At 64.5% G+C, this 25073-nt stretch carries 21 protein-coding genes; 1 reads left to right on the forward strand and 20 read right to left on the reverse strand.

From position 1 onward, the window contains the following. Positions 1-82: 82 nt before the first annotated feature. The 19 genes from IE075_RS12300 to IE075_RS12390 all read right to left on the reverse strand — a co-directional run bounded on the left by IE075_RS12300 (position 83) and on the right by IE075_RS12390 (position 23099). A complete protein-coding gene (locus IE075_RS12300) occupies positions 83-439 on the reverse strand; it encodes an EamA family transporter (RefSeq protein ID WP_189456958.1) in 357 nt (118 codons plus the stop codon). Continuing rightward, the gene (locus IE075_RS12305; RefSeq protein WP_189456960.1) at positions 436-1344 is read right to left on the reverse strand and encodes a class I SAM-dependent methyltransferase; all 909 of its coding nucleotides are present in this window, start codon (positions 1342-1344) and stop codon (positions 436-438) included. Before IE075_RS12305 ends, IE075_RS12300 begins: the two co-directional genes overlap by 4 nt. Beyond that, positions 1331-2560: a polysaccharide biosynthesis protein gene (locus tag IE075_RS12310; RefSeq protein ID WP_189456962.1), complete on the reverse strand. Its 1230-nt coding sequence runs from the start codon at positions 2558-2560 to the stop codon at positions 1331-1333. Before IE075_RS12310 ends, IE075_RS12305 begins: the two co-directional genes overlap by 14 nt. Continuing rightward, positions 2560-3543, reverse strand: a complete 984-nt coding sequence (locus tag IE075_RS12315; protein ID WP_189456964.1) for a glycosyltransferase family 2 protein — start codon at positions 3541-3543, stop codon at positions 2560-2562. Before IE075_RS12315 ends, IE075_RS12310 begins: the two co-directional genes overlap by 1 nt. Beyond that, a complete protein-coding gene (locus IE075_RS12320; RefSeq protein WP_189456966.1) occupies positions 3540-4415 on the reverse strand; it encodes an NAD-dependent epimerase/dehydratase family protein in 876 nt (291 codons plus the stop codon). The genes IE075_RS12315 and IE075_RS12320 overlap by 4 nt, the downstream gene beginning before the upstream one ends. Then, positions 4412-5122 (reverse strand): sugar phosphate nucleotidyltransferase, encoded by a 711-nt coding sequence (locus tag IE075_RS12325; RefSeq protein ID WP_189456968.1) that lies wholly within the window; start codon positions 5120-5122, stop codon positions 4412-4414. Before IE075_RS12325 ends, IE075_RS12320 begins: the two co-directional genes overlap by 4 nt. Then, the gene (locus tag IE075_RS12330) at positions 5119-7923 is read right to left on the reverse strand and encodes a YfhO family protein (protein WP_189456970.1); all 2805 of its coding nucleotides are present in this window, start codon (positions 7921-7923) and stop codon (positions 5119-5121) included. The genes IE075_RS12325 and IE075_RS12330 overlap by 4 nt, the downstream gene beginning before the upstream one ends. Continuing rightward, complete coding sequence (locus IE075_RS12335) at positions 7920-11621, reverse strand: glycosyltransferase (protein WP_189456972.1); 3702 nt, start codon at positions 11619-11621, stop codon at positions 7920-7922. Before IE075_RS12335 ends, IE075_RS12330 begins: the two co-directional genes overlap by 4 nt. Positions 11622-11628: 7 nt before the next feature. Beyond that, positions 11629-12600, reverse strand: a complete 972-nt coding sequence (gene gmd, locus IE075_RS12340; RefSeq protein ID WP_189456974.1) for a GDP-mannose 4,6-dehydratase — start codon at positions 12598-12600, stop codon at positions 11629-11631. Then, a complete protein-coding gene (locus IE075_RS12345) occupies positions 12597-13511 on the reverse strand; it encodes a GDP-mannose 4,6-dehydratase (RefSeq protein ID WP_189456976.1) in 915 nt (304 codons plus the stop codon). Before IE075_RS12345 ends, gmd begins: the two co-directional genes overlap by 4 nt. Next, entirely contained in the window at positions 13511-14941 is a 1431-nt protein-coding gene (locus IE075_RS12350; protein ID WP_189456978.1) for a methyltransferase domain-containing protein, read from the reverse strand. Before IE075_RS12350 ends, IE075_RS12345 begins: the two co-directional genes overlap by 1 nt. A gap of 125 nt (positions 14942-15066) precedes the next feature. Next, the gene (locus tag IE075_RS12355; protein WP_189456980.1) at positions 15067-16344 is read right to left on the reverse strand and encodes an ABC transporter ATP-binding protein; all 1278 of its coding nucleotides are present in this window, start codon (positions 16342-16344) and stop codon (positions 15067-15069) included. Beyond that, positions 16341-17135, reverse strand: a complete 795-nt coding sequence (locus IE075_RS12360; protein WP_229792504.1) for an ABC transporter permease — start codon at positions 17133-17135, stop codon at positions 16341-16343. The genes IE075_RS12355 and IE075_RS12360 overlap by 4 nt, the downstream gene beginning before the upstream one ends. Further along, the gene (locus IE075_RS12365) at positions 17132-17854 is read right to left on the reverse strand and encodes a glycosyltransferase (protein WP_189456982.1); all 723 of its coding nucleotides are present in this window, start codon (positions 17852-17854) and stop codon (positions 17132-17134) included. The genes IE075_RS12360 and IE075_RS12365 overlap by 4 nt, the downstream gene beginning before the upstream one ends. 651 nt (positions 17855-18505) lie before the next feature. Next, complete coding sequence (locus tag IE075_RS12370) at positions 18506-19690, reverse strand: cystathionine gamma-synthase (protein WP_189456985.1); 1185 nt, start codon at positions 19688-19690, stop codon at positions 18506-18508. Positions 19691-19811: 121 nt separating this feature from the next. Next, positions 19812-21188: a pyridoxal-phosphate dependent enzyme gene (locus tag IE075_RS12375; protein WP_189456986.1), complete on the reverse strand. Its 1377-nt coding sequence runs from the start codon at positions 21186-21188 to the stop codon at positions 19812-19814. 122 nt (positions 21189-21310) lie between these two features. Beyond that, a complete protein-coding gene (locus IE075_RS12380) occupies positions 21311-21529 on the reverse strand; it encodes an HP1242/YdcH family protein (RefSeq protein ID WP_189456988.1) in 219 nt (72 codons plus the stop codon). 341 nt (positions 21530-21870) lie between these two features. After that, positions 21871-22800 (reverse strand): OmpA family protein, encoded by a 930-nt coding sequence (locus IE075_RS12385; RefSeq protein WP_189456991.1) that lies wholly within the window; start codon positions 22798-22800, stop codon positions 21871-21873. Then, positions 22797-23099: a DUF4398 domain-containing protein gene (locus IE075_RS12390; protein WP_229792505.1), complete on the reverse strand. Its 303-nt coding sequence runs from the start codon at positions 23097-23099 to the stop codon at positions 22797-22799. Before IE075_RS12390 ends, IE075_RS12385 begins: the two co-directional genes overlap by 4 nt. A gap of 167 nt (positions 23100-23266) precedes the next feature. On the opposite strand from IE075_RS12390, the gene IE075_RS12395 reads away from it, so the two are divergent. Continuing rightward, positions 23267-24364 (forward strand): PilT/PilU family type 4a pilus ATPase, encoded by a 1098-nt coding sequence (locus tag IE075_RS12395; protein ID WP_189456995.1) that lies wholly within the window; start codon positions 23267-23269, stop codon positions 24362-24364. Between the two features lie 36 nt (positions 24365-24400). Here the strand turns inward: IE075_RS12395 and maiA are convergent, their stop codons facing one another. Next, the gene (maiA, locus tag IE075_RS12400; RefSeq protein ID WP_189456997.1) at positions 24401-25072 is read right to left on the reverse strand and encodes a maleylacetoacetate isomerase; all 672 of its coding nucleotides are present in this window, start codon (positions 25070-25072) and stop codon (positions 24401-24403) included. Position 25073 lies beyond the last annotated feature (1 nt).

Genomic DNA, 25073 nt, shown 5'->3' on the forward strand with positions numbered 1-25073 from the left:
CTCGGGCCACTTGCATTGCGACGTCGGGCGCCGTGACCCCAGAGTTCGTGGCCGCGCTGGACGCCTGAACACGTGCCGGCCTTCAGGCGCGGGCGAGCAACGCGATGCCCGCGAATACGAGCAGACTTCCGAGTATGGCCTGCCAGGACAGTGATTCGCCTAGCACGACCACCGCGCCCACAAACGAGAAAACCATCGTCAGGCCCACCGCGACCGGATAGGCAACAGTCAGCGGCGTGCGTGCAAGGATGATCATCCAGAGACTGAAGCCCAGTACGTAGAGGCCGGCGCCGGTGCCGACCAGCAGCGCGGGCTGGATCACGCTCTCGCCGCTCGCCCAGGCAGACTTGAGCGCCGGGGCGACCCGCTTGACGATGAGCATCCCGGCTACGCTGAACACCGTGTACGCCGCGAAGAGTACCGGCGTCGAAAGCGTCATCCTTTACGCCTGGCAACGATAAACATGATGTCGAACAGGTTCAGTGTCAGCGACAGGTTGAAGACCGGCCACCCCGCGATGCGCTGGTACAGCCCGCCCCATCCAAGCCGCAGCTCGAGTATGAAGTGCAAGATTGAGCGGAGATCACGTGCATTCCCCGGATGACTCACATGGACCACCTCGAAACCGCGCCGCTCGAGCAACTCGCGCAGAGTGTCGACCGAGAAATAATGCAGGTGGGTCGGCGGATGAATCATGCGCCAGTGCCGGCCGCGCAGCCTGGCGTTCAAGCTGCCGATGTCGCCAGTCGTGATCGCGATATGCCCGCCAGGGAGCACATGCGACGCAGCCTTCTCTACAAACAGGTCTGGACGGGGCAGATGCTCAATGGTGTCCCACATAGTTACGAGATCGACACGCGCTTGCGGCTGATAGTCGAGGTAGTTGCCCGTGAGCGCGTCCACGCGCTTCTGCTCGCGCGCGAACCGCGTTCCGTCGACCGCAATATCCATCCCCTGGGCGTGCGCGACATCACGCCTGACCTCGTCTAGGAAGAAGCCGTAGGCACAGCCGACCTCGAACAGACGCTTACGGGCCAAGTCCGGAATCAATTGCTGGAGCGTCTGGATCCTGCGGCGGAAGTTGGCCTTGAGGCTCTCTTCCTCAGAGACGTAATTGCGGTATTCCTCGCCGTGAAAGTAGTCCTCTCCGTATAGCGCGGAAAGGTCCGCATCGGAGATCCGCAGATCCGCGGTGATGAAACCGCACGCGGCGCACTGCTTGAGGCCGGGCAGCTTGCACGGGCCGTACCCGCCGCCGCATACGAGGCAATCGTGCTTGTCCGCGAGGCTGGTGCTTACGGCGCCGCACGAAGCGGCAACCCCGCCGAGGTCAAAGGCGTTCATCAAGATTCTTTCCAGTTTCGCGGTGGGAAAACCCCGGGATCACGGACTGGATCGCGTCCACGATGCTGCGTTTGTCGAGCGTCCCCGACTCCGCCGCAGTCGCACGGGCGAGCAGGTCGATGACACCATCACCAATGGCGCGGCTCGGCACATGGCGGACGGCGCCCAGGGTCTCGAGCCCGCTTTCAACCACGTCCTCGTCTGTCCCGACAAACTCCTCGTACGGCTTCTCTCCGCTGGTGTCGAGTGGGGTCAGCAAAAGCGGCCAGCGCTTCTCCGCAGCCAGCCTCGGCAACGCGCGGCGCGCGTCCGATTCGGTCTCGAACGCCTCTGGGCGCAGGCCGCAGTACTCGAGCACGCGTTCTGCGACTTGCTGTAGTGGTTGGAGCTGCGTTTCGGGGTCGAGCCGGGGGAAGAGTACGTGTCCGGCCTGACCCAGCAGGGCGGAGAGCGTGCATATCTCGCCCGATTCCTCTTGGGAAACAAAATAACGGCGCGTGTCCCGCGGCGCAGCCAGCGGCTGCTGCTTGTTGAGCCGGTACAGGAAACCCTGTAGCAGACTCCCATTAGAGAACGCCACGTTCGCGAACCGCGCCGATGACACCAAGCCGTCAGCGGGCACGTGCATGTCGAACGCTACATCTTCCATGAGTCGCTTGCTCGCGCCCATGAGACTCGTCGGATTAGCGGCCTTGTCCGTGGACACGGCGAAATATCGCGCGGCATGGCCGTGGCGTTGCAGCCAGTGCTTGAAGCGTGCGTGCCGCACGACGTTCGTATCAAGCATCTGCAGCAGCGAGTACGTGTCCTTCTCGGAGCGCACGTGCTTGAGGGCCGCGAAGTTGAGGACCAGGTCATACGGCTCCGCGTCCTCAAGGAAGCGGCCCATCACCGGCGCACCATAGTCGAGCGGAAGGGTGCGGAAATCGGTAACCGCAAGCCCCTCCGGCCGACCACGAAGCTCGCGTACGAGCTCGGCCAGGTAGTTCTCGCTCTGATCAACCACGTGCAGCGCCGCGGGCCCAAGGCGCGACAGCAGCGCCGTGGTTGCCGAACCAATCGTGCCGGCACCGCCGACTACGAGCACTCTCCGCCCGCCGGCCGCGTGCTGCAGATCCGACCAGCGCTGCGCGATATCGGGGTGAAACTGAGACTCGGCTCGACCGAGTACCACACGATCCAACTCGGCGGGATCGAAACTGCGGGAAAGAATCATCACGACTCCGTTTGACGGATAGGAACCCGCCCCGCCGGCGGCCGCTCGCGGCTGTCACACGCGACCAGGTAGCGCGGGCGCCCCTTCACCTCGTCGAAAATCTGGCCGAGGTACTCGCCGAAGATGCCCATGAAAAACAATTGCACTCCCCCTAGTAGGGACACGAACGTCATCAGCGACGCCCAGCCGGGAACATGCCGCCCATACCCCATGACGTAGGCTACGACGAGCAGCGCGCCTACGGCGACGCTCAGCGAGGCGATTGCGAAGCCGGTCATGGTGCACAGTCGCAGCGGCGTTTTGGAGAACGCACTGATGCCCTGCACGGCGAAGTTGAACAGGATGGAAGGCCGGTACTTTGATACCCCCCTCAGCCGCTGCTCGGGGCAGAACTCGATGAATTCGATTCGGTACCCGACCCAGGCCACGACACCGCGTAGGAACATGTTGCGCTCCGGTAAGCGCTCGCGGATGAGGCGGACAATGGTTTGGTCGAGCAGTCGGTAATCGGCTGCGCCAGCCTTCAGGTCGATCGAACCGATACGCGAAAGCATGCTGTAGAAAAGGGAGGATGTTTTCCGCTTCAGCAGGCCGGTCTCGCTCCCGTCGCGCCGCAGCGTCTGGACAATCTGTGCACCCTGCTCCCAACGCAGCACCAGCTCGGGAATCAGCTCTGGCGGGTGCTGGCCATCGCTGTCCAGCATGACGAGCGCATCGGCGTCAGACGCGTCGATGCCCGCCATCAACGCGGCCTGATGTCCGAAGCGCCGACTCATCACCAGTACCCGGACCTCGTCATCACGCTGGGCGAGATCGAACAGGATGCGTTCGGTGGCGTCGCCACCGGGGTCGACCGCATAGATGAAACCAATGCGGTACTTCAAACGCAGTGGCTCGACGGCGTCGCGCAGCCGCTCGTGAAACTCAAGTATGACTTCCTGCTCGCGAAACACCGGGCACAGGATCTGGATCGATGCGGTCACGCGCCCCCCCGGACCATCAATCCGAGTCCTTGCTCCAGCGATACACAAGGTCGCCAGCCCGACGCAGCGGTGAGCCGGGCATGGTCCGCGACCACATCGGGAATCTCGTTAGGGCGCGCTTTTCCGAGATCGCGCACGGGCTTGCGCACACCGGCAGCGGTCATGGCGCGCTCAATCACGTCGAGCACCGAATACGAACGCCCGCTTCCAACATTAAACAGTTCGTACCCTGCGGTGGTCCGGGATGCGAGCAGCGCCGCGATTGCATCATCCACGTAAAGGTAATCACGCCGCGGAGCGAGGTCCATCAATTCGATCGACTCGACCGCCCGGTCCAGCAACTGGTTCACGATGCGCGGAATCAGGAAACGGTCGCTCTGACCGGGACCATAGACGTTGAAGAGGCGGATAGCCGTGACTGGAAGTCCATAGCAGCGCGCGAACCACTCGCAGGCCTGCTCGCCCATCCATTTGGAGAATGCATAGGGATTGTTCGCGTCGACGGGATGGCGCTCATCGATCGGCAAGTACTGCGGGACGCCGTAGATGTAGGCGCCGACGTACGTCACCGTCGCGCCGGCTCGCCGGCATTGGTCGAGGACGCGCACGGTGCCGTGGGCATTGACCCGGTGGAAATCCGCAGGCCGCTCCCAGGCATCCGGTACGCCCGTTTCCGCGGCGAGGTGGAACACGTGGTCCACGCCGTCGAGCGGCAGCGGGTCCTCGAGCAGATCAAACCCGTCCGACCGGCTCAGCGGCAACACCTCGATGCACGCTGCGCGCAGCGCGCTAACCAAGCGGGTTCCAAGAAAGCCGCCCGCCCCCGTGACCACGACCCGCTGCCCGGGGGCCATCGCACCTGCCGTGCTCATGTAAGCTCGAGCGAGTGCGCAAGAGCCGGCCATTCGTCTACCGCACGTTGGTAATCGTCCGGACGACCGATGTCGAGCCAGTAGCCATCATGCGGAACGATGTCGACATTCTGGCCTCGGCGCAGGTATTCCAGCACGAGGTGGTCGAAGCCGAACGCCGTGTTTTCGGGAATGGTCTCCAGGATGCGTCGCGATGCAGCGTACACGCCCATGCTCACAAGGAACGGAAAGGATGGCTTCTCCTCGAAGCCGGTAAGCACCATTCCTTCCGAAGCGTGCAGCACGCCGTAGTCGATGCGTTGCTCGCGTCGGGCTGCCGAAATCGTAAACAGGCGGTCTGACGCGGCGTGTGCGTCGAGGAAGTGCCCGTACGGCACGTCGCTGAGAATGTCGCCGTTCATGACGAGGAAGTGCTCGGGCAGATCCGGAATAAGCTTAAGCGGCCCCATCGTGCTCAGCGGCATGTGCTCGAGCGAGTAATCGATCGTGACGCCCCACTTCTCGCCGTTTCCGAAAAACGCACGGAACAGATCCGCCTGGTGGTTGACGGCCAGCGTGACGTGATCGAATCCCCCCTTGCGCAGCTGGCGGATGATGACTTCGAGGATCGGATACTCCCCGATCGGCATGAGTGGCTTTGGTAGGGCCACGGTATAGGGGCGCAGCCGCGTCCCGCGACCACCTGCAAGAATCACTGCACGCTTCATGAAGCATTCCTTTTTAGAGTTGCCGCCCGGGATCTGCTCGCGCGGCGTCCGGACGCAATCAGCATCGCGCCAACAGCGAGCAGTGCGAGTGCCGCCGCGGCGAGAGAGAGTAAGAACCGCCGGGGCCGGTACTGAAGCGTGACCTCGTGTGTCCCCGCAGGCACGCTGACACCTAGGATCAGGCCATCGACCGGGACGATCGGAGCGGCATGCCCGTCGATCTTCGCCCGCCATCCCGCATTATAGCTTTCGCTCACGACGAGTACCGAGTCGCCCGCTGCTTCGCTGCGCAGCGCCCAGCGACCATTGCCTCGTTCGAGCACTTGCACGCGCGGCCGAGTCGAGCAGGTGGGTGCCGCGAGCGGCGCCTCCGGCTCGAGCAACGCTGTGAAAAACGGGTCGAAGCCGCGACCGGAAGCATCCTGGCCACCGCGCAGGAGGGCAACGATCTCGTCCGCCGACGCGGTCCGGATGTCGCACACGCCCCATGCGAGCCCACGAAAGGAGCGTCGCTCGTTCACCGCTGGCACGCCCGGAAGCGACCTTGGTGCCCCCAATTGCGCCTGTCCGGCCTCGTCGAGCGGAGCCATGGGCAGTGCGACCCAACGTCCGTGGCTGTCGAGCACTTCGACGGCCTTGATACGCATCAAGGCTGACGTCTCGCGCAGGCGAATTTCGATTCGGTCGCCGGATGTGAGCGGCAGCGGGACAGCGGCCGGCCAGCGAGCGCCGAACCACAGCCCCCGGAACCCACCGCCGGCATCGAACGACTCCGCCACTGGCGCGCGCGCATGGGCGATCGAGGCCCGCACGTCCGGGCGATCATAGGCCCATTCTGACGTCTCCTCGCCCGCCTCGAGCGTCATGGCCGCGGACGGCGGGGCTCCGACGGGCCCGACCTGCACGTCTGCCAAGGTCGTTCCGCTTGCGATCTGCGGAGAGCAGCTGAGATGGCTCACGATGCGCAGCCCTCGTGGCGCCACGTCTGCGGGCACCGTGGCATGGACTGCCCGCTGCGCGGACGGTGCACCGCAGCCACTGCCCAGCAACTGAGGTTCGGTCGAGCCCGTGGCCAGACGTGCGATCCACTGCACACCCAACACGTCCATCAAAGGGATTCCGGCGCGGCGCTCCGCGAAGTTGCCGACCGTGTCGGTGCCTGCGAAGCGCGCGTATCGCGCTGACAACAGTGGTCCGTATCCGACGACGCTGGCGATGCCGTGATCCATGTTCATGTTCGGCAACAGCGGATTAGGTGGCATGCGGGCCGCGTCAAGCGGCAGCACCCGGCCCGGCCCCTCGCGAAGCGCCTCGACGAGCGTCTGCGCGTCGCGGCCTAGATCAGCCGGGCGTGCGGCCGGTGATGCATACCGCCACTCGTAGAACCAGCCGAACGAACCCAGGTCGACTACCAGAACCACCAGTGCGAGCAAGGCAGGATTGACCCCCGGCCGGAGCGCCAGATACGCGACAACCAACAGCGATAGCGCCATCATGACAAGCGGAACATAGACGGCCGCGGACCCTAGAGCCGCCTGCCCAAAGTCAGCAACGCTCAGTGTAGTGGCCGCAATGACAGCGGTGCCGAAGCTCAGCGCCACCAACAGGACCGTGCGCCGCCTATCGAGTCCGCCACGCAGGATCGCCGACAAGCCGAACCCCGCCAGCACGCCGAGCGCAATGATAGCGAGTAGGCCATACCGGGCCTGCGCCCTGAACTTGCCCACGATTGGCAGGCGGAACAACGCGTCGCCGAGGGGGGTGATCGAGCCGAGTGTGAGCAACAGCGCGACAACTAGCACACCGACCCAGAAGAGCGGGGCCCAGTCGCGTTTCCAGCCCAGCAAAGCGGCGATGGTGAGGAACCACGGCAGGATGCCCGCGTAGATTGCCAGTTCCGTGAGGTTCCACGGCCCCGCATAGGCGCCGTACGGGCCGACGGGATGGCCGCCGTAGAGGTTAGGGAAGGCGAGCATCCGCAGCGATGCGGGGTCGTGGGAGAAGGAATTGAAGTCCGTGACCGACCAACTCCCGCGCACGCTCTCGCTTGCAGCGCCCAACGTCGCGAGCAGGGACGGTAGAGCCAGCATGATCCCGAGTGTGAACAGCAACGTGACCCTCAGCAGGTCCTTCGCCGCGCGGTGCGCCCCGTCACGACGGGCGATTACACCCAGTTCGTGGACCGCGTAGAACCCGGCCAGCAGCAGACCTAGCACCGAAACCTGCGGGTGCCCCCCAAGCAGTGTCAGTGCGACGGCGATGCCACCGCCGGCCACCGGAGCCCAATCGCAGCGCGTGCGCAATGCGGCAAGCGCCCACAAGACCCAAGGCACCCATGCGGCGGCGTGCACGATACTCAGGTGGCCGAGGTGGCCGATCATGAATCCGCTAGCGGACAGCGTAAGGGCCCCGGCCAATCCCGCAAGTCGAGAGTGGGTCAGGCGATGTACCAGACCGAACATGCCGGTGGCGGCGACGACGTAGGCAACAACGACCAGCACGTTGTAAGTCGGGCTCAGCCACCGTAGCGGATAAAGCGTTTGCGCTTGGATATCCGCGATGACCGGATACCCTGACAGGATCAGGCCGGTCCAGAGTTCTGTTACCGGAAGCCCGAATAGGGGGGCGTAATAGATCGCGCCGTCGCCTGGGGCCAACAGGAGCCCCTGCATGAAGGCAGGCGCGAAATAGACACCGTAGAAGCCGAAGAACGCGGCGACCAGCGCGACCCACGGCAGAACGCGCTGTCGCCATTCAGACGACGCGCCGCGCCCCGTTGATGGGGATGAAGTTTTGATCATGGAAGTTCGTGATCCCAGGGACCCGCCCACAGCCGCTCACGGGTCGCCACGGCGCTCTCGGCCCAGGAAGTGAGCGTCGGCTGCCCTGGAGACTGGGGCGGAAGCCGAAGCGCACGTAAGAGATCGTCGGCCGACCCTGGTGTAAAGAAGTCCGTCTCCGCTGCAGCCACCTCGCGGAACACGGGCAGATCGCTCGCTAGGACCGGCGCGCCGAGCGCTGCGGCTTCGATCAGCGGAAGCCCGAAGCCTTCCGCGTCCGAGGCCTGCACGACACGCTCGGCCGTGCGATAGGCATATGTGATATCCGCATCGCTCAATCCCTGCAGCCAAAAAAGCTGCGTGCCGAAGCGGGGGTGCGCGTGGATGCGACGGACGAGCGCATCCACGTTCCAGCCCCGCTTGCCGATGATCACGAGCGTACGCGGATCCCCCTCCTGCCAAAGCCGATCGAACGCATCGAGCACCAAATCGTGCCGCTTGCGCGGCTCGAGCGTGCCGACCATCAGCACTGCCTGCCCGCGCGCGCCCATCGCGTCCTCGACTGCGCTGGCGATCGCCGCCGCCCCACCACCAAACTCGACGATGTCGCAGCCGAGCGGTACGTGGCCGATTCGCAGACGCGGCCGGTGAGCAACGCCTTCGGTGCGGATCCAATGCGCGACGTCGTCGGCGACAGCACGCGAAATGCAGATCAGGCCATCACAATGCAGTGCGACAAAGCGCAACCATGCTTCGAACACCGCCGGCATGAACTCCGCGCAATATCCCGGGTATCGGAGCGGGATCAGGTCATACACCATTGCAACGCATCGGCCGCCCGCATTGCGCATGGCATCGATCGAGGGTAGGAACCGCTCGGGCGCGCTCCAGCTGGAATCGAGGAGAAATAGCACGTCTCCCGCTGCGGGCTGGAACGCTGCCGAACAGTGCGAGGCCGGCAGCCGTAGGCGACTTTGGGCGTAGTCCTCCGCGGGCGCCAGCCGTGCCTCGGTGTCGAGCGCGACGGGCAGGCACCTCAGACCTGGTCCTTCGTGTAGCACCAACTGCCGAGTGAGGTTACGCACGACCCTGTGGATGCCCGTGCCGTGGTCCTGCTGCACGACGTCGCTGATGTCCACGAACAGCATCGGCGCGCGGTATGTCGCCGCGACGTGCAGTGCATGCTCCACCGCCGATGCCGCCTGCGCCGCGTCGGAGGCTTCGGCGATCGCCGCTGCGAGAGCATCCGCAACACGCTCGCCGTTTGCCTCTCGGCGCTGCTCGATCGACCGGCGCGTCGCCGATTCGTAGTAAGCGGCTGCCACCTCGGGCGCATGAAAACGCGCAACGTAGCCGTATCCCGCGCTCCCTTGCGCGCCACGTTCGACCGGCGTGTCGACCAGACTTAAAATTCGCGAAGCGATGTCGATGGGCGTCGGAACGGCCGGCAGTTTCACGACCGCGGTGTCGGGCAGCTCGGCGAATGACGCGTAGTCGTTCACGATGACCGCAACGCCGTGCGACATGCAGTCCAACACCGACTTCGACGTCTCTCCGCGACTCTTTCCGCGCAGCTGCACCGCGATGTCAGCCGCTCGCAAGTACGTTTCGTACTCTTCCGAACTTGCAAACCCCGTGATGCGGATCCGGTCACGCAGTGGGTGCTGCTCAATTCGATCACGGCAGGCCTGGCCGTACGCGCCGCCATCTGGCTCTCCGACAAACACGAGACGGATGTTGCGCTCGCGCAATGTGGGTTCCGCAAAGGCGTCGAGCACTTCGAGATTGAGCTTGGTATCGGCGAGGAAACCAAACGAGACGACTAGGCAGACCCCGTCGTCGATAGCAAGACTCCGGCGCGCCGCCTGTCGCCGTGCGTCGTCCACGACCCGCGCCGCCTGCGGCATCGGCACGTGCAGCACAGGCGCGGCGGCAACAGCTGGATAGAACGAACGCACGAGCCCGGCCGCATGGGCAGAATGCACGATGACCGCGTCGGCGTGATCAAAGATACGACGCGAGGCGGGCCAACGGCGCACGGCTTCGAGCCAGCCCGCCTCCTCGTTGAGGTTCTGGCATGCCGTACGCCCGTGCGATCGTTCAAGCTCGGCGGCGAACAGCCCCTTCCAGCCTTCGATGCGATCCAGATAGGCGAGCAGCGAGCTCAGGAAGAAATCGTGGAGCACCACGACACCCGGTACGTGCTCTAGCAGTTCCAGCATGTGGCTGTGGAACGGGGAGTTGCCGACCTGGTAAATCACCTGGTCATACTGGTTCGCCCGCGCCGCCAGCTCCGTCCACGGGCGCGCGAAATGCAGTTCAGGTTCACCCTTCAGCGCCTCCAGCGGCGCGGTGGTGTAAAGATCGATGTCCATTCGCGCACGCAACGCGGGCAGCAGTTCCATGACGTAGTCGGCAATGCCCGTCCGCTCGGGTGGCAGCGGCGTCACGAGTGCCACTTTCAGCCGCGGCGCCTCAGCGATCGCGACTGAAATCCTCTCGCGCCGCCGTTCGGCGGCGTTGGCCCATGCCTCCGTTGCCAATCGCGCCGACCGGTCCCAAGTGAACTCACGTGCCCGCTCAACTCCATGCCGGGCCAGACTCGAACGAAACCCGGTGTCGGACAGCGTCTGGGCCAGCTTCGCGGCCGCCGACTCGACCGAACTCGCATCGAACAGCGCGTCTACGCGGCCTACAACCTCGGGAAGACTTGAGTTGTCGCCACATATGGCAGGCACCCCACACGCCATCGCCTCCAGCACCGGCAGGCCGAAGCCCTCATAGAGGGACGGGAAAAAGAACACCTCGCAGCCGCGCAGCAGCGCCACGAGTTCCTGATCCTGCACATGCCCGGTCACGACCACGCGGTCGGGCGCTAGTCCGGCGGCACGCACGAGGTCGCGTATGACCGACGGATCACCGACCTGGTTGAGCACGAGCTGGGTCTGCTCACGCAGCGCCTCCGGCAACGCGGCGAATGCCTCGACCGCGCCGCGCAGGTTTTTGCGCGGATCGCCATTGCCCGTGTACAGCACGTAGCGGCCGACGATCCCAAAACGCTGCCTCAGCGGCTCCGGCAGGGCCGAGTCCCCGGTAAGCGACAGCAGCGCTTCGTCGACACCCGCGTGCACAGTGACCACGCGAGATGACGGGATATGCAAACGATCAATTACGTCGCGGCGGGTCGCATTAGAATTGCACAGCAGCAGATCGAAGCGTGTCGCCTGTGAGATTCGTGCCAGGTACCAAGTACGGAACACCTCGTCCTGCAAGTACCACTGCGGCATCACGAGGGGAATGAGGTCGTGCATGAGCAGCGACGACACCGTGCCCGGCAAATGTGCAAGCCGCCCCAACCCACCCGCATGCTCGATGAAACCTTCAAACAGGCTGCTGACGTGCACGACATCAGCGCCGATTTCCGCGTACGCGCGCCGGATCAGAGTCTCGGCCGCAGGCCGCAAGCCGTCCCCCGGAGCGCCGACGGGCATCTCGGGACCAGGGTAGAAGTACGGGCGAAACGCGGCGGGCGGAACTAGGCTCGAGAACTCCTCACGCAGGTCCACCGCCGCATCCGGATAGGTGGCATCCAGCCCCAGTAAAAACTCCGCATCACCGGGACGGGCCACGACCGCACGCACGAAGCCGCGCGCATATCGGCCGATCCCGCGTAAGCGGGATTCGGTCTGACAAGCCTGCAGGTCGATCGCGATCCGCATCGGTGATTCAGCGCGTAAGGCGACGCAGGTCCGCGTCCACCATCATTTGAATTAGTTGCTCGAGCGAGGTCTTCGGTGCCCAGCCGAGCTTCGCCTTCGCCTTTGCCGGGTTGCCGAGAAGCACGTCTACCTCGGCCGGCCTCATGAACCTCGGGTCAACGACGAGGTAGCGCTCCATATCGAGACCGACATGGCCGAAGGCGATGCGGCACATGTCCCGCACTGTAGTGGTCTCACCCGTAGCGACGACATAGTCGTCAGCCGAATCCTGTTGCGTCATAAGCCACATTGCTTCGACGTAATCGCCGGCGAAGCCCCAGTCCCGCTTCGCGTCGATATTGCCAAGCCTGAGCTCCTCCTGCATGCCCAGCTTGATCCGGGCAACCGCGTCGGTAACCTTGCGCGTCACGAACTCGATGCCGCGCAGCGGCGACTCATGGTTGAACAGAATGCCGCTGGACGCGTGCATGCCGAAACTCTCGCGGTAATTCACCGTTGCCCAGTGCGCCATCAGCTTCGCCACGCCGTATGGGCTGCGCGGATAGAACGGCGTTGTCTCGTCCTGCTTCTCGGCCTGAATAAGGCCGAACATCTCGCTCGTCGAAGCCTGATAAAAGCGCGCCTTCGCGTTGACGATGCGAACTGCCTCGAGCACGTTCAGCGCACCGACGCCGTCGACCTGCGCCGTCAGGATCGGCTGCTGCCACGACGTCCCGACGAAACTCTGGGCGCCGAGATTGTAGACCTCGCCCGCCCGCGAGGTTTCCATCGCGCGAATCAGCGAGGAGAGATCGGTCAGGTCGCCGTCTATGAAGTTGACATGATCGTGGATTCCCAACTCACGCAAACGCCAGAGCGTGTCGGTGCTACGACGTGCGAGCACGCCGTGTACTTCATAACCTTTGCCGAGCAGCAATTGCGCCAGGTAGGCACCATCTTGCCCCGTGATACCGGTGATTAGTGCGCTTGTCGTGCTCATCGTTGCTGTCTTGCGTCCTTGAGAATGTCGTGAAGGGTGGTATCGAGCGGAATCCGGGGCTCCCACCCCGTGTCCACAGCGAGCCGCGCCGCGTCAGCGGCCATGCGTCGTTGCTCAGCAGGCCGCAAGCGCGCCGGGTCCTGCCGGATTTCCGGTGAGATCCGCTCGAGTGCGCACATCCGCTCGAGTAAGTCGCGGACACGGGTTTCACGTCCAGAGCCGACAAGGTAGGTCGATCCCGTCCGCCCGTGGTCGAGCATTGCGCGGTACGCGGCGACGATGTCCCGTACGTCGGTGAAATCGCGCGTTACATCGATGTCGCCGACGTCGATCGCGGGGGGCTGTCGACCATCAGCGATTGCAACGACCTGAGTCGCCAGTGCCGGCAGCACGAAACGTGCGTCCTGCCCCGGGCCAATATGGTTGAACGGCCGGGCGATGACGACGTCCAGCCCCTCCGTTCGCATCCATTGCAGGCACAACTGCTCCGCCGCAAATTTGCTGACAGCGTAGGGGTTGCGCGGCTCCGGCCAACGCTGCACGGTGACTGGCAGCGCGTCCTCGGGGACGCGGCCATACAGGTCGCCGGTGCTGGCGAACATCATGCGGCCCGCAAACGCCGACGCCTTCAGCGCTAGAAGTAGATGCAGCGTGCCATGCAGGTTGATATCAAACGTCTCGGCGGGATCGACGAACGAGCGGGGGACAAAGCTCTGGGCGGCAAGGTGCAGCACGGCATCGCCTCTCGCGTCGGCGATCCAATTTGAAACCGCCTTGCGATCGCGCAGGTCCATTCCCTTGGGACTGGGAACGAACTCCCAACCCTCGAAGGCCCCGCCGACCCGGCAAGCCTCTTGTACATGGCGACCGACGAAGCCGCCGGCACCTGTAACGAGCAGCCGCCGATTCATCAAAGTTTCCTTGCGATAATGGCGTAGTCCGGCGCGACCGCCAGTCGTGCGACAACCGAGTTGATCGTTTCACTGCCCGGAGCGTCATCGGGTACCGCTGGCGGCACTGGCATGTCTCGGGCCTCGGTCAGTCGTCGGATATGGACACGTTGAAAGCCGCGGGCCTGCACTAGCCACTGCAGCGTCTCCGGCGGAATTGGGTTGCGGTGGGTGGGGTCCGTGTAAAAGTAGTGCGCCGCCACCAGCAAGTTCTCCGGATTCGGCGTTTCTAGGATGAGAAGCCCTCCGCGACAGAGAACGCGCATCGCTTCATCCAGCAGGCGAACTAGGATTTCGAAGGGCAGGTGTTCAACCAGGTGCATGGCCGTGACGGCCCCCACCGAGCCGTCAGGAAGGGCGTGGAGCGCTTCAAAGGCGTCCGCATGCTCCACTTCAAGGCCACGCCCGCGGCACAAGGCGGCGAAGACGGCGTTGTTGTCGATGCCGCGCGCAACGAATTCACTCTCGCGGAGGACGCCGAGCCATTCGCCGTTGCCGCTGCCGAGGTCGACGACGGGCGTTGCATGCGTACCCACGCCAGCTTCGCGAACGTCCTCGAGGTAGGGCTTCACGCGCTCCCGGATCAGGGCCGGACTGCCGCGGAAGTGCTCCTCGAAGGCCACGTACAGCGCATCGAGCTGACCGGGTGTATCGTCCCGAACGAGTGTGCGCTGCTCAAAATCGGCGAGGGCCGAGCGCTGCTCAACCGCCACTCGTTCGATGGACTCCGCGCATGCTGCAACCCTGAATTCCATGCCGTCGAGTCGCTCAGACAGGCAGGCTTTCGCCTCCTCAAAGCGTGTCTCCAGCGCCGCGTGAAGCGCCAAGAGGCGCGTTTCACGAGCGTGCTCCGCTCCCACGCGGCCCCGTTCTTGCTCCCCTAACTCGGTGAGCCGTACCTCAAGCCCCTGCAGCGAGCCACTCAACACCCTGTTGGCTTCAACCGCGACGTCAAGCAGCTTGTGAGCCTGGTTTGCGTGGATATCGAGCTGGCGATCGACGTGCTCCGCCAGCAACGTCACATCATGTGCCGCAGTTGCTTCCAGCAGATAAAGCCGGCTCATAATGGTCGGAAGCCGGACAAAGGCATGGCCCCAAGCGAGGAGCGGCCCCACAAATCGCTTGCGCTTCCATCGCTGCAATAACGTGGGCAGAAGCAAGCCGTTGATGTGCACCCCGCAAGAAACACCTTCCGGTGACCAGCGCAAGGCTGCCAGGACCTCGACCTTGCTAGCGGCGCCCTGGCGCAGCCGAGAGAGATGGCATACCAGCCCTTCGGGGTCCGGCTCGCGACGCAGGATGGCGCGATACGCGTTCGCAACAAACGCACGATCGCGGTAGGCGAGCAGTTCTCCGAGTTCGTAAGCGGGCTTGGCAGGAATCGGGGCCATCCCCCCTGCCCATGCCAGAGCCTCGCCGGCGACTGGAGACGCGCTCGTCGGCAAACGATCGCCTGGGCCGGCGTCGTGAGCGAGTCGCTTACGCACCAGTGTCATGAGTGTCTCTGCGTTAAGTTTCATCCCGCGTCGTCCTGCTGCGACAAGCCGTGCGGCTGCGTTGACGAAGCGCCCGAGACGCGTGACACGGAAATCTGCGCTGGGATGTAGGCGCACCCGACAAATACCGGACGAGCGGGGTTGGCCACGGTGAAGACGAGCGCCAAATCCTTCCACTCGTAATTATTGACGAGATGGGTTTCCGTGCTCGACAACGCGACAGAGACTGAGTAGCTGCCGGGCCCGAGGTTTGCTTCGAACGCCGCTTCAAACACCACGTCGTCACCGGATATAAGGCCCGTGATTACATGGCCGGTGTAATCGGTGTTCGTGCCATAGATGGGCTGGCCGAGCCGATCCCTGAGCATGTAGCCGAACACCAGCCGCGGAATCGCAGCCCGAATGCGGACGCGCGCGCGCAAGCTGACAAACTGCCCGACGACCACGTGCTCGACAGACAGACCCGTCTCGTCGAGGAGTTCAATCGCGGTGAAACTTGCCTCGCCGGTGCCTGATTCCGTGACCGTATGGCCTTCTCGGCGCTCCGACCGAACCGTGGCGTTTTCCTTTTCCGCGATGCGCGCGTTGTAAAAATCCAATACCTCGCTCGGAAGCCCCTCCATCATCACTCGACCGTTCTCGAGCAGAATTGCTCGATCGCACAATGACTGGATGGCCACCGGGTCATGCGACACGATCAGAAGCGCCGTACCGGCATCACGAAACTCTCGGATCCGTTGGTAGCTCTTATGGATGAAGTAGGCATCGCCGACCGCCAGCGCCTCGTCGACGATAAGTACGTCGGGCCTGACCGCAGTAGCGACGCTGAATGCGACACGCATTTGCATCCCACTCGAGTACGTCCGAACCGGCTCATCGAAGTATCGTCCGACCTCAGCGAACGCCTCGATCTCAGGAAGCAGGCGGGCAACATCAGCCCCTGACAGTCCCATCAGCGTCCCCACATGGCGAACGTTCTCACGGCCGGTCAACTCCGGGTTGAAGCCGAGCCCCAACTCAAGCAGCGCTGATACGCGCCCTGAAACATTGATGGTCCCCTCGTTGGGGTGAGCCGTTCCAGTGATGAGCTTTAGAAGCGTGCTCTTGCCCGCGCCGTTTTGGCCGACGATTCCCACTGCCTCCCCAGCATGCAATCGCAGACCGACGTGGCGCAGCGCCCATCGTTCGGAGGTAGGCGCTACGGGAACGCCCAGCCATCGGGCGAAACGCTGCAGCTCGCTGTCGAACGCGTAGTACGCTTTTCCTACGTCGTCGACCGTTAGAACATCTCCTGTCACAGCGCGTCCACCAGTTCCGCCGACGCGCGACGAAATACCAACATTGCGAACGGAAGCAGGATTAGGGCTACCACAACCGGCATCCAAACCTCGCTCGAAGGCGCAGCGCCGTGTAGCAATACCCGTTGATAAGCCTGCACAAGCGGAACCAGTGGATTATACGCCAACGTCATCCGCACGCCATCCGGCACGATATCTAATGGGTAGACAATTGGCGTCATCCAAAACCAGAACTGCAGCACCACCCCGGAGACCTGACCTATATCGCGGGAGAAAACATTAAGAGTACCGAGTAGCAAACCTAATCCCGTCGCCATGGCCGCAGTAGCCACCATCAGAACGGGCAGCCAGAGCCACTGGATCGTCGGAAAAATTCCGAGCACGGGCAAAGCGAGCACCACAACGATTACTAGGGCGATGTTAGACACCATGGCGGAGCCGACCACCACCAGCGGCAATGTAATTCGAGGAAAATGCATCTTTCGCAGAAGATGGGCTTGGTCCACGAACACGGTCAGGCACCGCTGCACCACTTCCGAAAAGAGGTTCCAGCATGCGATACCTGCAAGCAAATAAACGATATATCCGTACCGACTGTCGACCCCATCGATTCGTGCAACCATCACGCTCGACAGCACCGTAGCGAACAAGACAACCTGCATGATTGGCTGAATGACAATCCATGTCGCACCTATTCGGCTGCGAATGAAGCGCCCCTTGAACTCCGCAGCGACGGCTGAGCGAATATATCCGCGGTACTTCCACGCAGCGCGCGCGACGGCGGCGATCATACCCGCCCCCCCCCGGAATGCGCACTTTGCAACGCTTGGAACTCGTGGAGTAGCGCCTGCCCGATCACCTTCGGCGCCAAACTTCTCTCGATATCGATTTGCCCGCGCCGCCCGATTGCCGTCCCAAGAGCGGGATCGGCAGCCAGGGTTCGCATGTAGCTTGCTGCATGGCCAACGTCGGGCTCCGCCCACCTGTGGGACTCGGCCGTGTCGACATACTCCCCAGGCCTCACCTCGATCTCGCGCCAGTTTACAAGACAGCTGTTGTTTTCAGACATGAATTCCAGGTTCCCTGACCAGCCCGTCGCTATGACCGGTTTGCCTAAAGCCATGCATTCCGCAAGGCCAAGCCCGAACCCCTCGGCACGATGCAACGAAACAAATACGTCCGCCGCCATTTGCAAGGCTCGCAAATGCGGTCTCTCGAGAACGCCATCACGGATTATTATCCTGGGGTCGCCGCGTGAAACTGACACGAGCTTCGCGAGCAGATGGGGGTAGCGCTCTCCGTTGCTAGATTTCACAACGAGTACGACACGCTCGGTCAGCGCAGGAAAAGCCAATTTGAAGGCAGCGATGGCAGCAAGCGGGTTCTTTCGCGCGGTGAACGAATGAAAGTCAAATGTAGTCAGGAAAACAAAGGCGTCGTCCGGTAGCCCGAAGTCGCGCCTACCCGCCGCGCTCGGCTCCCGGCGCCAGACAGGCAGAGGGACTTTCATCACTGGAATATCAGCGCACAAGCGAAGTGCCGACTCGACGAAGTCGGAAGCAGCCAGGAGTGCGTCGAACTCGCCAAGCGCCCAGTGCCAGGAGCGTGGTATGCACTCGAGCTCCCAAAACCAGCACCCCACTCTCACATGCCCAGGTTGACACCGCGGAGGCAGCAAGGGCAGCGCCTGCCTCAGGTAGTCCGGATTCACGACGACGAGATCGATTACGTATTGGACGCCGTCGAAGTTATCCGACTGGATCCCGTGAGGTCGGTTGGTATGCGGTAGTCGCAAGTCCAAGTCGTTGACTTGAACAGGCACGCCCGCCGCCTTCAGCGCGGTCGCGTAAAGCCGTGCGCTCTCGCCAAGTCCAAATTCTCCGGACAGATACCCGTGTATCCGGACGCCAATCTCGGTTGAGAACCACCGAGTGTCGGAGCCGGCAGACGGTGTCGACTCTTGCGCTGGGTGGCAAGCGGGCAGTGCGGGAAACCGCACGTGCCGGAGTCGCGTGCGCCAAAACAAGCTCAGCAGGGGTGCTCGCACCGCTTCGGGAAGCGCGCGGTACAAGGCGCGCAAGCTAACTTGGAGCGCAGAAGGAGGAGTCATTGCCGCCTACATTCGTTCGTATTGAGCGTCTCGCAACCGAGGGCGCGCGACTCAACTGCTCTGCAGGGCGGAATTAAGGTCTTCGCGCAAATCGTCCAACCCTTCCACCCCCACGCTCAACCGCACCAGATTATCGAACAACCCCAACTGCGCCCGCCGCTCCGGCGGCACGGACGCATGCGTCATGATCGCAGGGTGGTTCACGAGGCTTTCCACGCCGCCGAGCGACTCGGCGAGTGCGAACAGCTCGGTGCGCTCGCAGAAGCGCTTGGCGGCGTCGAGGCCGCCTTTGACGAAGATGGTGACCATGCCGCCGAAGCCGTCCATCTGGCGCTTCGCGAGTTCGTGCTGGGGGTGGGACTTCAGGCCCGGGTAGACCACGCGTTCGATTGCGGGGTGCACTTCGAGCCACTCGGCCAGCGCGTGCGCGTTCTCGCAGTGCGCTTTCATGCGCAGGTGCAGCGTCTTGAGGCCGCGCAAGGCGAGGAAGCTGTCGAAGGGACCCTGCACGCCGCCGACAGCGTTCTGCAGGAACGCCATTTTCCCGGCGAGCTCGGCGTCATCACCGACAACGGCCATGCCGCCGACGATGTCCGAGTGGCCGTTGAGGTACTTCGTGGCCGAATGCATGACGAGGTGCGCGCCGTGTTCGAGCGGGCGCTGCAGGATCGGCGAACAGAATGTGTTATCGACGACGACGATGAGCCCGCGCTTGCGCGCGATCGCGGCGATCTGCGCGATGTCGACGAGCTTAAGCAGCGGGTTGGTCGGCGTCTCGATCCAGACCATGCGCGTTTCCGGTCGGATCGCAGCTTCGAACGCGGCCGGATCCGTGAGGTCGACCCAGCTGAAGTCCAGCCCGGCGGTGCGACGGCGCACGCGCTCGAACAGGCGGTAGGTGCCGCCGTAGACGTCGTCCATCGCGATCACGTGGCTGCCGGCGTCGAGCAGTTCGAGGATCGTCGAGGTCGCGGCCAAGCCAGAGGCAAACGCGAAGCCGCGCGTGCCGCCCTCGAGCTCGGCGACGCAGCGCTCGTACGCGAAGCGCGTCGGGTTGTGGCTGCGCGAGTATTCGAAGCCCTGGTGTTCACCCGGGCTCGATTGCACGTACGTGCTCGTCGCGTAGATCGGCGTCATCACTGCGCCGGTGCTCGGGTCGGGCGACTGCCCGGCGTGGATCGCGAGCGTGCCGAGGCCGTGCCGGCGCGGGGCGCCTGCGTCGTCGTGGGTCGTCATGGTGTCGTCCTTGCCGCAAACGCGGCCGCGGATTCTATCACCGGCCCTGCACGCGGCCGCCGCAGTGCAGGGTGGGCGCAGCTGAACCGCAGGTGGCGGCGGTTCAGCTAGGCAACTGGCGTCACTGCACGCGCCGGCGCAGGTAGTTGAGCAGGTCGATGCGCGTGATCAGGCCGAGGAAGCTGTCGCCCGCGGTCACGATGGCGACGTGGCCGCGGTCGAACACCGGCAGCAGCGCTTCGATCGGTGCGCCAACGTCGACCTTGTCGAGCTTGCTGACCATCGCGGTCGAGACCGGATCGCGAAAACGCGCTTCGTCGCCGTAGACGTGCAGCAGAACGTCGGACTCATCGACGATGCCGACGAGTTGGTCGCCATCGACGACCGGCAGTTGACTGACGTCGTAGAGCTTCATGCGCTGGTACGCGGTCATCAGCAGGTCGTTCGGACCCACTACGACCGTGTCGCGCTTGGAGTACGGCCGCAGGATCAGGTCGCGCAGGTCGTTCGAGGGCTGGCGCTCAAGGAAGCCGTTGTCGAGCATCCAGTAGTCGTTGTACATCTTCGACAGGTACTTGTTGCCGGTGTCGCAGACGAACACGAGCACGTTCTTCGGCGTCGTCTGCTCGCGGCAGTAGCGCAGCGCGGCGGCGAGCAGCGTGCCGGTCGACGAGCCGCCGAGGATGCCTTCTTTCTCGAGCAGCTCGCGCGCGGTCAGGAAGCTCTCCTTGTCCGCGATCGCATACGCCTTTTTGACGCGCGTGAAGTCCGAGATCGGCGGCAGGAAGTCCTCGCCGATGCCCTCGACCATCCAGCTCGCGGACTTGTCGGACAGCGTGCCGCGGTTGATGTATTCCTCGAGGATCGAACCGACGGGATCGGCGAGCACGAGCTCGGTGTTCGGGGATTTCTCGGCGAAGCAGCGCGATAGGCCCGTCATCGTGCCGGAGCTGCCACAACCGAACACGACCGCGTCGACGCCGCCGACGTCGGCCATCTGCTCGAGGATCTCCGGCCCGGTGCCGAACTCATGCGCGGCCGGGTTGTCCGCGTTGCCGAATTGGTTGATGAAGTACGCGCCCGGCGTCTCGCGCGCGATGCGCTCGGCCATGTCCTGGTAATAGTCCGGGTGGCCCTTTGCAACGTCGGAGCGTGTGAGCACGACGTTCGCGCCCATCGCCTTGAGGTTGAAGATCTTTTCGCGGCTCATCTTGTCGGGCACGACGAGGATGAGCTCGTAGCCCTTCTGCTGCGCGACGAGCGCGAGGCCGATGCCGGTGTTGCCGGCGGTGCCTTCGACGAGCGTATCGCCGGGCTTAATGTCGCCGCGGCGCTCGGCGGCCTCGATCATCGCCAGACCGATGCGGTCCTTGATGGAGCCGCCGGGGTTCTGCGATTCGAGTTTGAAGAACAGGCGGCAGGGGCCGGCGTCGAGCCGGCTCGCTTCCACGATCGGAGTGCGCCCGATGAGATCGAGCACGGAGGAATGGATCGGCATGCGGTGCACGTTTGGCGCTGCGCGCGGCGCAGCGGACCGCGCGATCTTACCCGACCCTCCGTGCAGACCCGGGGGGTGGCGTGCGGACGGCAGCCGCACGCCACCGGATTACTGCGGAACGGTCATTGCAACCCGGCGTCGTACATGCGGGCCAACCGGTCCTTCATTGCGAGCTTCGCCCGTTTCATCTGCGTCAGTGTGAGGTCGTCGATCGGACTGACGCCGAGCTCCGCGTTCACGACCTTCCGGTCGAGGTCGCGGTGCTGGTCATACAGACGCCGGAAATCCGGGTTGCTCTTGAGAACCGAGTCGAGTTCCTGCTGCGGCCGTTCTTCGAACATGCATGCCTCCTTCGGGATGTGGATCGCCCGGCGGTCGCCGGGCCACGGAGGCCCTGGAAGCAAAAACGCCCCGGCGTGGAGGCCGGGGCGCATTGAGGTTCCAGGGTCCGGGAGCCCGTCGCGGCCCGCGCTCCTGCGCCGCGGTCATCGGCGGCGTCTTCCTGCGGGCTGGGCCCGTTGGAACAGGGCGTGCGCATCATCGGGACGGGCTCTCGACCAGGCGGCGTAGTGCCTGGGACTTCGACCCTACTCTTCCGCTCCAAGCCCGGCAAGCACGAGAACGTTAATCCGCGCGCCGCCTGACCAACGGCTCAGATCGAACTAAAACCCTTTTGAATCAGTCACTTGAATGAAACAGAAATCTCCACCCGGCGATTGCGACCGCGCCCGGCCGCGGTGGCGTTGTCGGCCACCGGCGCTGCGGCCCCCTGCCCGACCGCCTCGATCTGACGGGCCGGCACGCCGGCCGCGACGAGCACGTCGCGAACAGCGTCCGCGCGGCGTTGCGACAGCCGGCGGTTCGCATCGGCCGCGCCCTGGCTGTCGGTGTGACCCTCGATGCGCACCGACGAGGCGGGCATGGCCTCGAGGTACGCGGCCACCGCACGCACGTGTGCCGCGGCAGGCTTCGTAAGCGTCGCCTGCCCGGAGGCAAACGCGTCGCCCGCGAGCGTAAACACCTCTTGATCGCCCTCGCTGCGCGACGGCGGCAACTTCGTCCCCGCGACGAGTTCAGCCTCTTCGCGCGCAAGGGCGGCCTGCTTATCGCGCGCGGCCTGCAGCTTGGCGGTCTGGGTGTCGGTGACGCCTTCGAGCAGCGCGGTCACCTCCTGCTTTGCAACCGCCTCGGCCGCCGCCTGCTGGCGCAGGCGTTCGGCCTCTTCAGCCTGGATCTGGGCCTGCACGCGGAGGCGCTCGGCCTCCGCGCGTGCGCGCGCCGCGTCCTGACGGCTGGCCTCGACGAGCAGATCCGCACGCTCGCGATCGAGCCGGTCGATCTCGCGCTGCATCGACGCAGTGCGAGCAGCGATCTCAGCGATCTGCACGCGGCGGTCGGCGACGTAGCGGGCCTGACTGCGATCGCGGCTGCGGGCCTGGGCGAGCGCGTCGATCGCCTGTCGCGCCTGAAGGCGTTCGTACGCGGCGAGCGATGCGGCCTGCGGGTCGGCTTCCAGCGCGGCGATGCGCTGCGCAAGCCCGGCGACCTCGGCGTCCTGCGCGGATGCGGCCAGCGGCAGCGCAAGCAGAATGGCCAGAACAAGCGGCTTCATGGGCGGTCTCCGGTTTGCAAGCGGCCACGCAACTGCTCGACCTCGGCCCGCCGCTGCTGCAGCTCGGCGGTCGCGAGCGCCTCCCGGCTGCGTGCGTAGGCCAAGTCGGCATCCGCGGCCGCCGCAAGCGCGAGCGAACGCGCTTCGGCCTCGCGCCCGTCCGACATGGCCGCCTGCGCCTGGGCGAGTTCACTGCGGGCGAGCGCGATTTCCTGCGCGGCGTATTGGTCCGCATCGGCGCCGTCGGCGCGAACAACCGCCTGCTGCGCGGCGGCGAGTTCACCGGTCGGCGGCGGCATCGAGGCGCAGGCCGCGAGTCCCGAAACGAGAACAACGGTCGCAGCGCGCCGCGAGAAGTGTGCGAAGCTTTGGCTCATCGGAAGGCCGGCGTGTCAGGGGGATACGCGGCCATTGTCGTCATGCCGTCGCGTTGCGCGCAACGCCCGCGTTCCACGAGGTGAAATGAATGGACATCGGCTATTTCCTCAAGCTGATGCTGGACAAGAACGCGTCGGACATGTTCCTCACCACCGGCGCGCCCGTGTACATCAAGGTCGAGGGCAAGCTGCAGCCGCTCGGCAACACCGGCCTGCCCCCGGGCATGGTGAAGAAGATCGCGTATTCGCTCATGGACGAGGGCCAGGTGCCCGAGTTCGAGCGCGAGCTCGAGCTCAACATGGCGTATTCGCTGCCCGACTCCGGGCGCTTCCGCGTCAACGTGTTCAAGCAGCGCGGCGAAGTCGGCATGGTGATCCGTGCAATCAAGAACGTGATCCCGACGATCGAGGAACTGCAACTGCCGCAGGTCCTCAAGGACATCATCATGTCCCCGCGCGGGCTCGTGCTCATTGTCGGCAGTACCGGTTCGGGCAAGTCGACGACGCTCGCGTCGATGATCGATCACCGCAACACGCACACCGCGGGCCACATTCTCACGATCGAAGACCCGATCGAGTTCCTGCACAAGCACAAGCAGTCGATCGTCAATCAGCGCGAAGTGGGCCTCGACACCCACGCGTTCCAGAACGCGCTCAAGAACGCGATGCGTGAAGCGCCTGACGTCATCCTGATCGGCGAAATCCTCGACGCGACGACGATGGAGGCGGCGATCGCATTCGCCGAAACCGGCCACCTGTGCCTGGCGACGCTGCACTCCAACAACGCCGACCAGACGCTCGAGCGCATCCTCAATTTCTTCCAGGAATCGGCGCACAAGAACGTGCTGATGAACCTTGCGCTGAACCTGCGCGCGGTCGTGTCGCTGCGCTTGGTCGTTGGTGCCGATGGCCGCCGCCTGCCAGCGAGCGAGGTGCTGATCAACACGCCGCACGTGCGCGACCTCATGCGTCGCGGCCAGATCCACGAGATCAAGCAGGCGATGGAGGCCTCGCTCGAGGACGGCATGGAAACGTTCGACCAGTGCCTGTACCGGCTGCATAAGGAAGGCCGGATCTCGCAGGAAGAAGCGCTCCGCGCCGCCGATTCGCGCGAAGGCCTGGCCCTCAAGTTCCGCCTGTCCGAAGGCACGAGCGGCGAGCACGACCCCTACGCCGACGTGTTCTGATTCCGGCTGCAGCGCCACCTCACGGCCGCGCTCGCATCAGCCCGCCGCGGCCTGCGGGCAGTCGGGCTGACGCTCGGGCCGGGCCGCGTCGAACGCCGGCAGCGCCAGGCACGCGGCCTCGATGCGCGCGATCGTCGGAAACTGCGTCATGTCCACACTGAAGCGCCGCGCGTTGTAGATCTGAGGGACCAGGCAGCAGTCGGCGATCGTCGGGAGATCGCCTTCGCAGAATTCGCCGGTCGACACGTGCCCCGCGAGCATCGCCTCGACCGCCTGGAAGCCTTCGACGATCCAATGCCGCACCCACTCGTCGCGCTCGGCCTGCGGCACGCCCCAGCTGTGCTCGAGAAACTGCAGCACGCGCAGGTTGTTCAGCGGATGCACGTCGCAGGCGATTGCCTGCGCGAGCGAGCGGGCCCGGGCGCGCTCGCGTGCGGTGGCCGGGAGCAGCGGCGTATCCGGCCACGTTTCGTCGAGGTATTCGAGGATCGCCATCGACTGGCGCATCGTGCGGTTGCCGTGCTGGAGGATCGGCACGAGCTCCTGCGGATTCTTCTCGCGGTACTCGGGCGCGTGCTGCTCACCGCCGTCGCGCACCAGGTGCACCGGCACCGTCTCGTAGCGCAGGCCCTTGAGATTGAGGCCGATGCGCACGCGGTAAGCCGCGCTCGAACGCCAGTACGAATACAGCCGAAGTTGCTCGTTCACG

This window comes from Cognatilysobacter bugurensis (assembly GCF_014652095.1).
Lineage (GTDB): Bacteria > Pseudomonadota > Gammaproteobacteria > Xanthomonadales > Xanthomonadaceae > Cognatilysobacter > Cognatilysobacter bugurensis.